At 45.9% G+C, this 14,864-nt stretch carries 12 protein-coding genes and 1 riboswitch; of the genes, 5 read left to right on the top strand and 7 right to left on the bottom strand.

Annotated elements, in window-relative coordinates:
- The first annotated feature begins 44 nt into the window (after window positions 1–44).
- Entirely contained in the window at window positions 45–224 is a 180-nt protein-coding gene (locus NDI48_06025; protein MEP0830766.1) for a hypothetical protein, read from the top strand.
- On the opposite strand, the gene NDI48_06020 is transcribed toward NDI48_06025, so the two are convergent.
- Window positions 225–1,940, bottom strand: coding sequence for a tetratricopeptide repeat protein (locus tag NDI48_06020; protein ID MEP0830765.1), 1,716 nt, complete (start codon window positions 1,938–1,940; stop codon window positions 225–227).
- Window positions 1,941–2,318: 378 nt separating this feature from the next.
- Here NDI48_06020 and NDI48_06015 point away from each other — a divergent pair, with 378 nt between their 5' ends.
- Together NDI48_06015 and NDI48_06010 are read left to right on the top strand one after the other, a co-directional pair.
- Window positions 2,319–2,501 carry a hypothetical protein gene (locus NDI48_06015; GenBank protein MEP0830764.1) on the top strand — a complete coding sequence of 61 codons (183 nt, stop codon included), beginning with the start codon at window positions 2,319–2,321 and terminating at the stop codon, window positions 2,499–2,501.
- A gap of 1,186 nt (window positions 2,502–3,687) precedes the next feature.
- The gene (locus tag NDI48_06010) at window positions 3,688–4,521 is read left to right on the top strand and encodes a hypothetical protein (GenBank protein MEP0830763.1); all 834 of its coding nucleotides are present in this window, start codon (window positions 3,688–3,690) and stop codon (window positions 4,519–4,521) included.
- A gap of 105 nt (window positions 4,522–4,626) precedes the next feature.
- Here NDI48_06010 and NDI48_06005 read toward each other — a convergent pair whose 3' ends face one another.
- Entirely contained in the window at window positions 4,627–6,111 is a 1,485-nt protein-coding gene (locus NDI48_06005) for a family 10 glycosylhydrolase (GenBank protein ID MEP0830762.1), read from the bottom strand.
- 532 nt (window positions 6,112–6,643) lie between these two features.
- On the bottom strand, window positions 6,644–7,045 hold the full coding sequence (gene psb27, locus NDI48_06000; protein MEP0830761.1) for a photosystem II protein Psb27: 402 nt from the start codon (window positions 7,043–7,045) through the stop codon (window positions 6,644–6,646).
- Window positions 7,046–7,374: 329 nt separating this feature from the next.
- Window positions 7,375–7,521: riboswitch (cyclic di-AMP (ydaO/yuaA leader) on the top strand.
- 160 nt (window positions 7,522–7,681) lie between these two features.
- Between psb27 and NDI48_05995 the strand changes: the two genes are divergently transcribed.
- Entirely contained in the window at window positions 7,682–8,959 is a 1,278-nt protein-coding gene (locus tag NDI48_05995; GenBank protein ID MEP0830760.1) for a glycosyltransferase family 1 protein, read from the top strand.
- Between the two features lie 236 nt (window positions 8,960–9,195).
- Here the strand turns inward: NDI48_05995 and pstB are convergent, their stop codons facing one another.
- From pstB to pstS, 4 genes are all read right to left on the bottom strand, one after another.
- Complete coding sequence (gene pstB / locus NDI48_05990) at window positions 9,196–10,023, bottom strand: phosphate ABC transporter ATP-binding protein PstB (protein MEP0830759.1); 828 nt, start codon at window positions 10,021–10,023, stop codon at window positions 9,196–9,198.
- Between the two features lie 151 nt (window positions 10,024–10,174).
- Complete coding sequence (gene pstA / locus NDI48_05985; GenBank protein ID MEP0830758.1) at window positions 10,175–11,068, bottom strand: phosphate ABC transporter permease PstA; 894 nt, start codon at window positions 11,066–11,068, stop codon at window positions 10,175–10,177.
- Between the two features lie 44 nt (window positions 11,069–11,112).
- Window positions 11,113–12,063 carry a phosphate ABC transporter permease subunit PstC gene (gene pstC, locus NDI48_05980; protein ID MEP0830757.1) on the bottom strand — a complete coding sequence of 317 codons (951 nt, stop codon included), beginning with the start codon at window positions 12,061–12,063 and terminating at the stop codon, window positions 11,113–11,115.
- 231 nt (window positions 12,064–12,294) lie between these two features.
- Entirely contained in the window at window positions 12,295–13,452 is a 1,158-nt protein-coding gene (gene pstS, locus NDI48_05975; protein ID MEP0830756.1) for a phosphate ABC transporter substrate-binding protein PstS, read from the bottom strand.
- 737 nt (window positions 13,453–14,189) lie between these two features.
- Here pstS and NDI48_05970 point away from each other — a divergent pair.
- Window positions 14,190–14,771 (top strand): biotin transporter BioY, encoded by a 582-nt coding sequence (locus tag NDI48_05970; GenBank protein MEP0830755.1) that lies wholly within the window; start codon window positions 14,190–14,192, stop codon window positions 14,769–14,771.
- The last annotated feature ends 93 nt before the right edge of the window (window positions 14,772–14,864 follow it).

Below are 14,864 nucleotides of genomic sequence, written 5' to 3'. Positions count from 1 at the left end.
TAGATTGGTGAGAGAATAACACTAAGAGTTTATTTAGGCTCGATATGTCTCCCAATACCACCGCTTGTTGCGCGGTTACCTTGAATCAGCAACAGCAAACTAATATAGACCACTGCAAGTCGTTGGCTGACCAAAATTCAGCGAGTACTGATAAAATCAGGCCAAAATACTGCACAGTTGTTGAGAATGGTCGGGTTGTCGTCAAACCGATCGCGCAAGATTAATCATCTTATCGGCTTGGGCAAATCGTTTGGCTTTTTTTGCTCCAACTGTTGCAACTGTTGCATGAGAGCCTCTCGATAAGCTTGAGCGACTCCATTATTGGGGTCAAGTTTCAAAGCTTGTTCAAAGGTAGCGATCGCTTCTTGCAGTCGTTTAATCTTCGCTAATGCCAAGCCTTTAGCCGCTAAAATGTTAGCGTCCTTGGGATTAATCTGAATTGCTCGATCGTAAGCGGTAAGTGCCTCTTGCTGGCGTCCCAATGCTGTCAGTACAATACCTCGGTTGTACCAAGCTTGGAAGGAATCGGGATTAATGTCAATCGCACGATCTGTCGAGGCGAGGGCTTCTGGATATCGTTGCAAATGCCACAAGACGACGCTGCGGTTCGCCCAAATATCTGCCGCCGCACGGTTATCGCCCCCATTTCCCCAATGTTTGATCGCTCGATCATAAGCCTCAACTGCCTCAGCATACCGTTTTAACGTCTTCAAGATTCGCCCTCGGTTGTACCAAGCTTGAGAGTACTCCGGTTTGATTTCCACCGCGCGATCTGTTGAGGCGAGTGCATCCTCATATCGTCCCATGTACCACAGCGTGACGCTGCGGTTGTTCCAGGCTTCAGCATAGTCTTTGTTTAGTGCGATCGCACGTTCATGAGAGGCGAGGGCTTCTTCCTGTTTACCCTGTCCGGCGAGGGCATTTCCTCGCTGATCCCAAGCCAAACCCTGGCTTTCTTCCCCCCAATTTCCATCCCCTTGCAAGGCACTTTCACAAGCGGCAAGCGCTTTTTCGTAGTCACCCAACCGGTTGAATGTCGCGCATTGGTTAGCCAACGCTAGAGAATACTTGGGATTAATTTTAACCGCCCATTCCTGGGAAGTCAGGGCTTGGGCGTGTTTGCCCAAAAGTTCTAGCACGGAACCGTGATGAGTCCAAGTTGTCGCATCATTGGGATTCAGGGCGATTGCTCTATCGTAGGACGCGATCGCTTCTTCATATCGTCCCAACTTTTTCAGCACCATCCCTCGGTTGTACCAGGCATAATCCGGAGAACCATCTTCCCATTTTCCATCGGTTCGCACCGCTTGATCACAAGAGGACAGCGCTTCTGAGTATCGACCCAAATTCGCTAAGGCTTGGCAGCGATCAGCCCATGCTAGGGAGTAAGTTGGATTAATCTCTATAGCAAGGTCAAAAGACGCGATCGCCTCTTCATACTGTTTCAACTTCGCCTGTGCCAAACCTCGATGATACCAAGCGAGTGCTGGTGAACTTTTTTCCCAATTACCATCTCCTCGCAAGGCTAAGTCACAAGCTGCGATCGCTTCTTCGTATCTTCCCAATTCAGATAGGGCTTGACAGCGATCGACCAAAGCCAAAGAGTAGTTTGATTTGATCCGAATCGCTTGCTCTGCTGAAACTAACGCTTCTGGATATTTTTTCAACTTCAGTAAGACATCACTTCTATTCGTCCAAGTGACAGCCTCTTTGGAATTAATCAAGAGCGCTTGGTCACAAGCTGCCAGAGATTCTTCATATTTTTTTTCAGTCTTTAGTAATGCACACAGGCTGGCCCAGTAATCTCCATCTTTTATTTCCTGTTCAGCTAGCCCACTTTTGGGAAAGTAAATTATAAAAAATAGACCGTAAAAAAATAATCCCCAAAAAACTACCGATAAAAATCTTTCTATTTCCTTATTTAGAGACTTTGTTTTCATAATTTTCTCTTTAAATTTCAATTTTTAATCTTTGTTAGAATTCCTTTATAGTTTATTTTTATAGTTGCATATACAATCTAACTATTGTACATAAAAACAGGGAGGCAAAGCGTTGTATTAACGAATGTAACCCTTAGAGAAGATATAAGAAAAACGATTGACAAACTTAGGATAGGTTAAGAGTTCATTTATTCTAAAAAACCGATGGATTTCTCTAAGTCGATCAGGCTAATCAGCAGATTGATTATCCAATGGGAACGAACCAGAAACTATACGGCTGAGATTCTGGCAACAGCTTAAAGAAGACCCAAGCCTAGATTTTGAAACTCAAACGGAGATGAGGTCAACAACACAGTCAACAGACAAGGTTGAAATTCCTTGAATCTCCAACAACTCCACTCATTTCTGCGGCAGAGCCTGATGGGTGCAGGTGCAACAATTATTCATCCACTGAGTATTGGTAAGCACGCGAAGATGGATGCGAATGCTGTGATGCTTTGTGACGTTCCGGTGGCAGCTATAGCGGTTGCAGTGTCGGTGAAAATCATCAAGGCGGTTTAGTTTAACTTGGAATCTCTTGGCAAGTCTGGGAAGTGGTAAGCTCCTGCTCAAGGCTCCAGCCCGGTCAAGTAAAGAAATGTAATATCTTTCAGCTATCGCCTAAAGTGATTACCGCCAACTTTCAAGCCATTATTATTGATGCTTTTTCTCTTCTCTCCACAAGGTCATGCGGCCTTCGGCATTGCCATTGTGCTGACGTGGTAGCTACTCCCTTTGGCTCGACTGAATCGTGCTTGCTCCTTCAGGACTCACGAGTGCGGAACAACTATGTATTACAGTTTGTCTTACGCTCGCTTTTCAGTTATTTCCTGGGTATATAGCTTTAATCCAAGCGTATACCCGGTTGCCGCAGAATGTCATTTCACTACAAACCGATAGAAGTCTGTACTCGGCTATTGTTAAAGACTTAATAAAGTTTCCTTGAATTTGTTGCTGTTGTCAGCAATTTGCAATAGGATGCACATAGGTAATACAAGTCATACGCTGTATGACAAGTTAAAGATCTACAGAATCTAAGCCGTAGGTTGGCAAGTACAGCTTTCCGGCTTATTGTGTGCTACCCAATCAGCACAACGGGCTTATATAGGGTTATCTACTTTTTCAGCTTCAATTTAATCAATCTTCAATTCTTTCGAGGATTGGAGTCCTAAATGCAGCTTTGCCGTAGTTCGTAGTGAAATTTTTCACTGAATGGTGAGGGCTTATATCATCCCTAGTTAACTATAAACTTGGGCAATTCTGTACTGAATTTGTGGAGTTTTATCTGAAATGTGGTTGAAGCGGTTGCATAGCGAACCCTCGGAAAGTATATTTCTCTTTCTTCAAAGACAGCTAGCTCTGAAGGAGCTACTACGAAGAATCCTCAGGCTATCTCCCTGATTCTTGCTCTTCGCCTAAGTTTGGCTACAGTTTCTCCTACGCGATAGGGGAACAAAGCTCTGCAAACAGAGTCGTGCCAGAGGTAATCCTAACCAACTGCATGTACAAAGCACAGCAACCTAAAACGAGCATCAGACTCACTACTGTTAACTCTCCACAAAGGTTGGGCTAACACAGAGTATTTGTACGGTTATATAGATACTCTCAGGATTGAGTACCTAGAGAAAGCATATAAAGACAAATTTTTCTCTACATAATGACTAAAAAATTTATGAGCAGTAACCGTTTTGTTCCAACAAAAACTTGTATGACAGAACAACTGTTTATCCCCGAAATGAAGAGTAGAACGAACCAAATGCTCCAAAATAACGAGAAGATCCAGAACAAAGAAGATAATATATTCTTGTCTTCTCTGGCTCTTGAAGTAGACGATATATTTTTTAGTTTACGAAAAGCAGATCAGATTATTCGTCGTGAACTTAATATTCTTGGAAACAAGAACATTAAAGTTTTTAAGAATACCTTAATTCCCCCTATTAATGAGGATAAATTCAAAAAAATAGTTCATGAATTACCTCCCCATCAAATCTTAGTGGATGAATATATAGTCTATATGCTGGAAAATCAAAATAACAGTATATTTAGATTGATTAGGGAATATAACGAATATCTTGAACAGAGAAATAATGAAATAGAAAACGAACATTTTTGTGGGTTAATTCATGTTGATGAGAAATTGGTTCATTACATCCGTCAACTCGGAGCAATGATCTACCACTTAAATATTCATTTAAATTTGCTAACAGTATTGCTAAAGAACGCATCTGTAGTGGCAGAAACCCAACATATAGCCATTAAAGAGAGCCAGGAAGCGGTGACTGATTATATGGTCAATGAGTGGGGTGAACAGCAAGAGAAGGTTAGGTTCCTAGAAGTAACAATTGAGGAGCCGTATGCCATTGTAACTTGGTCGATAGAAGAGCTTAGAGGAGAAGCGATTCTGATCCGAAAAGAAGGCTACTGGCAACTCATGAATATTAGTAGTAGAATATTTGGGTTCAAGGATTTTGAGCAAGCTGATATACCCTTTGACGTAGCCCAGCGAATGCTGAGATTGCATCACCAGAAGCTTGGGTATTAGTCAGCTCAAGAATATAAGCATGAAACAAAGCTCGATACATACCTGGCCCCCATCTCTTGATAGAAGAGTGTGGAGGCCAGGTAATTTCATACTTGACTTAGCACCTTAATCCAATCGGCAATATTTGCGATCGCGGTCAAAGCCTGGGTCTTGCCACGAATAAGCAAAATGGCTCACCGAGTTAATCTGCGGGACTTCTTGGCGGAGCGCCCTCATCTGAGCGTCTAGGGATGGGCGATTGGTAACAGATCGGCCCCAATCTCCTGCCAAAGCAGGTATCACCTGAGTACCAGGGGACGCCCGATTCATGACTCGCTTGACCAAATCATCAATGCATCTGGTACTGCCACAGACCCCATAGGACATCGGATGCCACTCCAAGGAACTGGGGAATCGATCCCAAGGTTGTAGACGAGAATCATACCCCATTTGACCCACCGCTTGATTGCCATCCGGGAAAAAGACGGCTCCCGCTTTGATCCCGGCACGCTTGGCTGGCAGAGTTGCTAGATTTAAAAAGTCCAAGATGCCTTGAGCGGCGTGAGCAACGCTGAGCTGCCACAGTTGCCATTGCAGAGATGCTAAGGAGTCTGTCGGTGAGGGAGTACGACCTTGCCACAGGGGAGTCTCTTCCTCCGGATAAAGTTGATTGACACTCGCCAAATCACTAGCATTAATCGAACCCTTGCTAATATAGCGCTGAATTAAATCTCGTCCTTTGCTGTTGAGCGCGCGGTCAAACAGAGCTTGTTTGGCGGCATCACCATAAATCCATAAATCCTCAACTCTGGCAGCCACAGAATCACTCCCAGAGCCACGCGGATACCGAATGTAATCGAATAAAATTCCATCCGGGCGTCGTTTCAAGACAGCCTGAACAATTTGGTAGTAGTCTGTCTTGGCTTGCATGTTGTAAGGGTCAATGAAGGCTTGAGAACCGTCTGGGACGTAGGACAAGCTCGTTTCTCCCCGACCATTGCGCGCTAGCATTTTTCGAGTTTCTGGGCGCTGAGCGTAGGAGTAGCCAAAATTCATGGTATACATCCAGGCATAAACCCGCATCCCCCGCTCATGTCCTTTTTGGATCATCTGGGCTAACAGGTCGATTTTATCCGTCCCTGGCGTCCGCGCTACGGACGGCCAAGCTGTTGGGTTATCGGACATCGGTAAGAGCACTTGACCGTCATAAAACACTTCAACGTTGACCTGGTTGTAGCCTCGGTTAACCAGACGGTCGAGGATATCATCAATCGCTCCAGATCGAGCATCACAGGGGTATAATCGCAGCCAAATGGACTGGTTATTAGGCCACGTTCGAGAGCGACATTGCCGTAAGTAATCCGCGTGTTGCTTGACAAGGGCTTTGTAGCGCTTTTCAGAGTCTGAGTTACCTTTTAGAGCGCCAATACGTAAGTTTTCTTTTTGGGAAATCGCCTCATTAGGCAACTGACAATAAGCCGTTGTTTGAGCCTGAACTTTTTGCATCAAGCCACACTGGCTCACTAGGCTAGTACTCGTCAAGAGCGCGGTAACCAAATAGCGATGCAGACGCCTCCGCTGTCGCGCCTTTTGGAGAAAACTGTTAGACATTCCTACAAACACCACAAAAGAACAGAGAGTGGGCGTCCTCAGTCTTCACAGACTGCTAACAAATCGACAATTATAGAGTTCAGCTATTTTCCGCTTTCAGCTCTGTTGCCAATCGTTCCGGACAATTGCTCATACCATTTGACTCAAGAGTGACTACAAAGGTTCTCCAAGTTAAGCTGACAGATGGGCTGATGGGTCAGAAAGTCCGGCTTCAGATTCCAGTAACCGTCTAACTTTCAACCTTCTGTTCTCCTACCTCTTAACTCATGACCCCGTAGTCCTACATAGCAGATAAAAAAAGAAATAGTATCAGAGATTTCGCCAATAAAAAAGAAGGGTTTGACGGATCAAACCCTTAAAGGATAAAAAACAAGGGTGATGACCCGTGCCATTGATAGGTGCGTGTTCGCGTTAACGCCCCATAGAAGTGTCAATTCGAGCTGTACTCAACGAATCGTCACCTCAGTTACACCTAGAGTGTCCCCTCAGGGTTCTGGCGAACTACTACAATGCAACTCAAAGGCCAATCAGCTTAAGCGCCTCGCTTGAGGGCACTCTCGACCTGCCGGAATTCCTGTTCTAGGCGATTCTTTAACTTCTGTGGCAAGGGACGGTTCGGGTAAGAGCTATAATGACCGGCTAAAGAATTCAAGGCCGTTCGCATCGTGGTGAAGGAGCTGAGGCTAGTCACTGAGCTATCTCGCCGATAGCGAGAGGCAAACTCATTAATGGCTTGACGCGCATTGGATTGAGCCTCTGCTTTGTCGGGCGTACCCTCCGGTAATTCAATGGCTGTTCTCAAGTTTTGCAATAAGGTCAACGTATCCTGGCGGTAATCTCCACTCAAACCGGAAACAGTGGTTGAGGAACACCCCATAAGACCAATCGCCACAACTAAAACGAGGGCAACCAAACGTGATATATAGCGCTTAATCAGCATGATTCACAACAAACGGATTTTCAAAATTAAAACTTATCGTATCTTGGATTGACGCTTTCGGGGATCGCCTTTTCCTGTATGAAGCCGACTTTTGACTCTCTGCTTCATCAAACAGCAGTGACTGTTTTTGACTTTTCAGATTGATGTTCCTAAAAATTCTTAGTAAACAATATAGCAATATTTAGTCATAAATTGTTATAAAATAATACCGATTGAGATATTGATTAATTCAAAAAAGCGCAATACAATGATAGTCTAATGTAATTCAAGCGTATTGCATGTAAGTCAGCCTAATTCAGTTTCAGGGGTATAAAGGCACCCATACATATATAAAGCTGAAACTGGAACGGGGGAACCATTTCTGGGGCGTATCTTCTATGATCTCTTCCTCATGATGGAGATGTAAAGAAGAGGGACATCTCTCAGTCCTAGCCCGTCAGCTAACCCCGTCGGCATCGAGAAGAGACTGAAAGCTCAGCATTATCAAATTAATGTTTGTGTTTTCGTCAGTGTCCTTGGCTGGTACTAGTCCGATTCGTTGCACCTGTCCTTGACTCTGAGAAGATGAAAAATCAATTGTACCTCCTGGGTTCAAGGCAGGGTCGCTACTCATGGGGTGAAAAATCTATCATGCTTATAAATGACAAGGGCCGTCTTGCGTTGATTTCTGTTAGTGGCGACCCAGCCGCAGAAATTGGTCAAGAAGAGGCCGGTGGGCAAAACGTTTATGTGCGTCAAGTAGGATTAGCACTGGCTAAACAGGGATGGCGTGTGGATATGTTTACTCGCCGCATCGATCCTGAGCAAGCGAATATTGTTCAACATGCACCGAATTGCCGAACAATCCGACTAACGGCAGGACCGGCTCAGTTTATTAATCGAGATGATGCCTTTGGCTACCTGCCAGAGTTTGTCAAGCAATTTCAGGCATTCCAGGAACAAGAAGGATACCAGTATCCCTTAGTCCATACCAATTACTGGTTATCTTCTTGGGTGGGGATGGAACTGAAAAAACTTCAACCCTTGAAACAGGTGCATACTTACCACTCGTTAGGGGCTGTTAAGTATCGTAGTGTGAGTAATCTTCCCGCGATCGCTTCGACGCGCTTAGCGGTGGAAAAAGCTTGTCTAGAAACAGCCGATCGGATTATTGCGACAAGTCCTCAAGAAGAAGAACACATGCGAAATCTGGTTTCTGGGAAAGGAATGATTGAAATCGTTCCCTGTGGTACGGATATTCAGCGGATGGGTTCGATCGCACGCCAAGACGCACGGCAACAATTGGGGATTCCACGGGAAGCCAAGGTGGTGCTCTACGTGGGTCGATTTGATCAGCGCAAGGGAATTGAAACCTTAGTCAGGGCAATCGCTAAATCTAGGTGGCAGGGCAATGCCGATTTGCGGTTAATGATCGCAGGAGGTTATCGTCCAGGGCAGAGTGATGGGATGGAGTGCGATCGCATCAAAGCAATTGTTCAAGAACTCGGCTTAAACGAGATCGTTACCTTCCCTGGACGACTCACGGATGCCGAGTTACCCAGCTACTATGCCGCCGCCAATGTGTGTGTGGTTCCCAGCCATTATGAACCCTTTGGGCTGGTGGCGATTGAAGCCATGGCTTGTGCTACACCTGTTGTGGCGAGTAAAGTGGGAGGGTTGCAGTTTACGGTCGTGCCGGAAGTCACGGGATTACTGGTGCCACCCCAAGATGAAGCGGCTTTTGCTCAAGCGATTGACCGTATCTTGAGCAATCCGGCTTGGGGAAACCAATTAGGTGAAATCGGTCGGCAACGGGTGGAAATTGCCATGAGTTGGGAGAGCGTTGCTTATCGGCTCACTTCTGTGTACAGTAAACTGCTGGCTCAATCAGCGGTCAAATCCGTGCAAAAACCTCAGGTCGCGGCGTAAACTCATTTGTCTTCAAGTTGCATCATGCAGATTGCTCAAAAGATGCGGTGATGTAATTTAGATGACGATTAGCGTAATACAGATGACTCAGTAACAGTGAACAGTGAGCCGTTATTGAGTCACCTCAGACGGATAGAACTGCCGTCTAGCTCTGTGGGCGGGGATGTAAGTCCAATTTCAGGCATTCCCCTTTGACCACACAAGCCCACTTCTCCTGAAGCAGAACATCGGGTCGTTTACCCAAACCGTCCGCTCACATAGTCCCGAGTGGCTTCTTGTTGTGGGTTTTGGAAAATATTTTCGGTGCGATCATATTCCACCAAGTAGCCCTGTTTTCCACCCTTATCTGTTGCCTTCGCATTGAAAAAGGCGGTCATATCCGCGACCCGCGTGGCCTGTTGCATGTTGTGGGTCACAATCACAATGGTGTAGTTTTCCTTGAGCTGGTGCATCAACTCCTCGACCTTGAGCGTAGAGATGGGGTCAAGGGCAGAGCAAGGTTCATCCATCAGCACAACATCAGGATTGGTCGCGATCGCACGCGCAATACACAAACGTTGCTGCTGTCCACCGGATAGTGCCAGTCCGTTTTGCTTCAGTTTGTCTTTGACTTCATCCCAGAGTGCAGCTTTCTGTAAAGATCGCTCTACTAACTCATCCAAATTGCCTTTATAGCCATTCACCCGTGCCCCATAGGCAATATTGTCATAAATTGATTTCGGAAAAGGATTGGGTTTTTGGAACACCATACCCATCCGCCTGCGTACCTCTACTGGATCAATGCTTTTATCGTAGAGGTCTTGCTTATGGTAATAAACTTTTCCGTCTATATGAAATCCATCAATTAAATCGTTGAGGCGGTTAAAGCATCGCAGCAACGTACTTTTTCCACAACCAGAGGGGCCGATGAAAGCCGTTACGCGATTTTTAGGAATGTTCATAGTAACATCCTGAACCGCTAAAAACTTACCATAGTAGATATCAAGTTTTTCTACCCGTAGAACGGTTTCGGTTTCCTCCACAGTAAACCGATCTCGCTGTGTATTTTGCTGGTTATAAGTCATAACAATCTCACCTGAATTTTTAGTTGACATTCCAATAGAAATGGTTTTTTTGGGTGTTGCCTACAATTCGTGAAGAATTGGGACTTGACCACATTTTGATGTTGCTTCCTTAACCGTCTTAATTCCTAAAGATTCTGAGTTCGACGTTTCTTCAATACACGCTCTTACGAGTTGCCCAGCGAGCGAGTATGCTGGTCAGTAAGATTAAGACAACTAGGAGAAAAGACGCCGCCCAGGCCAGCTCCTTTTGGGCTTCAAAGGGCACTGAAGCAAAGTTATAGATTAAAACAGAAAGAGATGGAGTTGGCTTCCATATCCCTCGCGGCCAGAAGGGTGAATTGAGCGCCGTAAAAATTAACGGGGCTGTTTCGCCTGCGGCACGAGCAATTGCCAGAGTTACGCCTGTAATAATGGCAGGTATTGCTGCTGGGAGGACTATCCTTAGAACAGTTTGGTAGTTAGACGCTCCCACTCCCACCGATGCCCACCGGATATCTTGGGGAACAATCTGTAGCGCTTCATCGGTCGTTCGGACAATCGTGGGCAACATTAGCACCGCTAGGGCTACGCCGCCCGCGACGGCTGAGAATCCTCCCATGGTGACAACGATAATCCCGTAAGCAAATATGCCAGCAATGATGGAAGGCACGCCAGCGAGAACGTTGGTGGCAAACCGAATCCAGCGAGCTGTTTTACCTTTGCTAAATTCTGATAAATAAACAGCGGCTAAGACGCCAAACGGTAGACTAATCAGAGTCCCAATTCCTACCGTCATCAAAGTACCAATAATGGCATTACCAACCCCTCCTCCCTTCAATCCTGGAGGCGGAGGCAGCTTGGTAAATAAGTCTAAATTCAGACGACTCGCCCCCTGAGTGAGGACGTAGAACAGAACCAAAAATAAAGGGATGAGAGCAATGATTAAGCAGGCACCTGCCAGTAGGGTCATCACAATCCCGAACAACGTTCGCGGACTTGTGTAAGACCGAGTCATACCACTGGCAGGGGAACCAAAAGAATGTTGGTCTTGAGCGCTAGTTGACATATAAGAAGACTTTACACAGGATGGGGCCGACGCTCTCTAAGTCGCTAGAATTTCTTCACTTGGCGAACAATCAACTCAGCCAAGACATTAACGATTAGTGTGATGAGAAACAAAACCAGCCCTGCATACATGAGAGCTGCAACTTGTAAACCGGAAGCCTCAGCAAATTGATTGGCTAGGAGGGAAGCGATCGTGTTGGCGGGTGCTAGCAGCGAAATATTCAAATTATTGGCGTTGCCAATGATCATGGTAACAGCCATTGTTTCTCCCATCGCCCTACCTAAAGCTAGCATGATTCCGCCAACAATTCCTGAGAAAGCTGCCGGAATGAGGACTCGGAAAAGTGTTTCCCAGCGTGTTGCACCCAAGCCTAGGGATGCCTGCCTTAAATCGGGAGGCAGGGAACCTAAAGAATCGCGAGAGATTGCCGTAATAATCGGCAAAATCATGATAGTTAAGATGATGGCTGCCGGTAACATTCCTGGGCCACGTAGGGGAGTGTTAAAAATAGGCAACCAGCCGAAGTTAGTGTGAAGCCATCCCCCGATTGGAAGCAGGAAAGGAATCAGAACAAAAATGCCCCACAAACCGTAGACAACACTCGGAATAGCCGCTAGAAGCTCCACCATAAATATTAGTGGTGTCCGAACAGATAAGGGCAGAAAATTTTCGCTCAAAAAGACAGCCGTGCCAACTCCAAGCGGTATGGCAAATAATAGTGCGAGCGCAGCACTGACGATTGTCCCATAGATCATGGGAAGCGCCCCGTAAGTCTCGTTAACGGGATTCCAGGCACTAGAGAACAGAAATCCTAGACCATATTTGGCGATCGCAGGCATAGCCCTGATCCCAACCACAACGGCTACATAGATTAAAACCCCGGCAACCGCCAGCGCTAAGATGCGAGTTAGCCAGACAAAAGCCTGATCCAGAGTTTTTTCGGTCTTGGAGCGAGGCTGGATTCCAGCTGGAGAATTCTGAGCTTGTGTAGCCATGATTGACTTTACCGAACAAACGGATGAGAAAAAAGTGGGAGCGAATATTCTACCAAGTTGCCCTCAAATGCAGTGACCGATACGGATAAGTTGGTTGTCAATTCCCCCTTCCCGTATCGGATACCACAACTGGATGCAACTTCGGATCACTAAACCGTCAAATCTAGCGTACTGTAACTCAAAATCAACAATGGAATTACCTTTGAGTTAGCTTCAAGTTTCCCTTCGAGGCTATTGACCAACAGTAATTTTGTAGTCTGCGCTAATTTGATCGGCTGCCGCAGCGACTTTCTGAGCAACGTTTTTGGGTAGAGGAACATACCCTAGCTCTGGGGCAACTTTCTGACCTTCAGTTAAAGCATACTCAATCATTCCTTCTATCGCTTTAGCTTTGGTTGGGTCGGAATACTTCTGATGCACAAGAAGCCAAGTGTAGCTAACGACGGGATAGGACTCGTCGCCTTCTGGGTCGGGAATGAACGCTCTGAGGTTTTCAGGCAGTTGCACGGCTTCCAGTGTTTTCGAGGCCGACTGGTCGTTATAGGTAACAAATTTACCGGCTTTGTTTTCCAAGGCGGCAGCCTTCAAATTATTTTGCTTGGCGTAGCCGTACTCGATGTAACCAATCGCCCCTGGAGTCTGCTGAATTTGGGCCGTGACGCCTTCATTCCCCTTGGCACCAACCCCAGTAGGCCACTGTACTGTCTTACCTTCTCCTACCTTAGTTTTCCATTCTGGGCTGACTGCACTGAGATGTTTTGTGAAAACACCAGTTGTACCGCTTCCGTCAGAACGGTGTACTACAGTGATATTTTGGTCTGGCAACTTGGCGTCTGGGTTCGCTTTTGCGATCGCAGGGTCATTCCACTTCTTAATTTTACCGAGCAAGATATCGGCATAGACTTGCCGAGGTAGTTTCAGTTCATCAACGCCTGGAACGTTGTATGCCAGAACAATACCGCCTGCCGACACCGGCAGTAAGAGAACCCCTCCTTTGTCTGCTGGCACCTTTTGAATTTCTTCATCCTTCATCGCTGTGTCGCTAGCGCCAAAGTCTACGGTACCCGCCGTGAATTGCTCAACGCCTGCGCCACTCCCCACTGACTGGTAATTAACCTGTAGTTTGGGATATTGACCGTTCAGGTCTTGAAACCAACGCTGGTACAACGGTGCCGGAAATGATGCCCCAGCACCGACTATTTGTACATCTTGTTGGAGGGCGAGTTTATCCGATCCAGCATTTTTAGATGCGTCGGAAGAAGTACCGCCATCGGCAGCTTTCTCTGAGCCTTGCGGCCCACTACAAGCCGCTAAGCCGACTGTCATAGCAACCACAGCGATTGAGGCCGCTAGACGAGTAGTATGGGTGAGATTGATCCGGACAAGCATCGTTATCTAATTTTTTTTACTTTTATCAGTAAACCTATAAAAGAATAGCGCTTAGACGTAAAGGGAAGATTAAGATTTCTGACTACTGCTCACTTCATTCAGTCTAACGGAAGTTCAATGAAGAAAGATGAGCTTGGTTCTAGCTTATGGATGAGCTGAATTCAAGGAAAATTCAACTCGATTCGTAAAATTTATAATATTCTTTGCACCTAGTTTAATGCTTTTTTCTTCATGCTTTAGCTAAGTCTTGTGAGCTTTAATCGGTTTCATCAGGAAACATCTGTGCTTCTCTTAAGCGGATCAGCTTTTTTTAGGTGATTTTATCAAAAAATAGCTTTAAAAAACCAAATATAGCCTAAAATTATCCGGATTCTTAAGAAGGGTTCAAAACCCTCAAATTTATCCCAAATTATCTCACCAAATCTAGCAGGCGTTCACCTTAACGGGAGATTTTGGGCAAAGTTTCCATCGTGGCTACAGAGCAGTGTTGAAACAGGTATCTAACCTGGCTGTGCCCTAATGTGAGGTGATGCCCCCCATGCCATCATCCCCTCATGCCAGAGTTTCTGCGGTTAATGGGTAACGACGCGCCCCTTGCCGGAGAGTCAGGCTTTCCTCAGATATAAAGATTTTGGGCAACCAGCAAATCTTCTGGAAAATAAAACAGAAGACATGCTTTCTTTTACAATAAATGCCTTCCACCTTGTACAATATTGGCTCTTTGCCTCTTGCTGACTGTGTCTGTTCCCAATGAACTTCTGTGGGCGTTGATTGGCTTACTACTGACAATCGGCGGCACTTTTGTGGAAGCCTTTGTGACTAATCCGCCCTGGGATTGGTCAGGGCATGGCATCCAAACAGTATCGCTTGGTGTTACCTATCAAATCGGGGCTGTCCTCCTCACGGGGTGTTTAGGCGGTAAAAGTGCTGGTGCCCTTTCTCAAATCGCTTATATTGTCTTGGGTTTGAACTTGCCTGTTTTTACCCAGGGTGGTGGTCTTAGCTATCTAAAGGAGCCTACCTTTGGCTACTTACTGGGCTTTATCGCCGGTGCTTGGGTTTGTGGCTTCTTAGCTTTTCGGATGCCGCCGCGCATCGAATCTCTCGCCTTTAGCTGCGTGTGTGGTCTTTCGACGATTCATCTCTACGGTATAGGATATTTGATCATTTTCCATGCCCTGAGTTTGGCAACCTTTGGCAATTTGTCCCTCTGGGAAGCCATCATGAAATACTCGATTGAGCCACTGCCAGGACAAATGGTAGTCACTTGTGCTGTTACAGCTTTAGCGTTTGCTTTGCGACAACTGATGTTTTACTAGCTGTTTGTCTTCAAGTTCAAGCAAGGTTGCAGGTTGACAGGGTGCAGGTTGAAAGTTATCTTCAAAAAGCCCAATTCTCCAACGCTCAACCTT

The sequence above is a fragment of the Microcoleus sp. AS-A8 genome, assembly GCA_039962225.1.
In the GTDB taxonomy this organism is placed as follows: domain Bacteria; phylum Cyanobacteriota; class Cyanobacteriia; order Cyanobacteriales; family Coleofasciculaceae; genus Allocoleopsis.
This window is presented reverse-complemented; position numbering and strand designations above follow the sequence as displayed.

Excerpts from the sequence above, each read along its gene's own strand:
- NDI48_06025 (MEP0830766.1), top strand. The coding sequence starts at position 45 with ATGTCTCCCAATACCACCGCTTGTTGCGCGGTTACCTTGAATCAGCAA.
- NDI48_06020 (MEP0830765.1), bottom strand. The coding sequence starts at position 1,940 with ATGAAAACAAAGTCTCTAAATAAGGAAATAGAAAGATTTTTATCGGTA.
- pstC (MEP0830757.1), bottom strand. The coding sequence starts at position 12,063 with ATGGCTACACAAGCTCAGAATTCTCCAGCTGGAATCCAGCCTCGCTCC.
- NDI48_06010 (MEP0830763.1), top strand. The coding sequence starts at position 3,688 with ATGACAGAACAACTGTTTATCCCCGAAATGAAGAGTAGAACGAACCAA.
- pstA (MEP0830758.1), bottom strand. The coding sequence starts at position 11,068 with ATGTCAACTAGCGCTCAAGACCAACATTCTTTTGGTTCCCCTGCCAGT.
- NDI48_05995 (MEP0830760.1), top strand. The coding sequence starts at position 7,682 with ATGCTTATAAATGACAAGGGCCGTCTTGCGTTGATTTCTGTTAGTGGC.
- pstB (MEP0830759.1), bottom strand. The coding sequence starts at position 10,023 with ATGACTTATAACCAGCAAAATACACAGCGAGATCGGTTTACTGTGGAG.
- NDI48_06005 (MEP0830762.1), bottom strand. The coding sequence starts at position 6,111 with ATGTCTAACAGTTTTCTCCAAAAGGCGCGACAGCGGAGGCGTCTGCAT.
- pstS (MEP0830756.1), bottom strand. The coding sequence starts at position 13,452 with ATGCTTGTCCGGATCAATCTCACCCATACTACTCGTCTAGCGGCCTCA.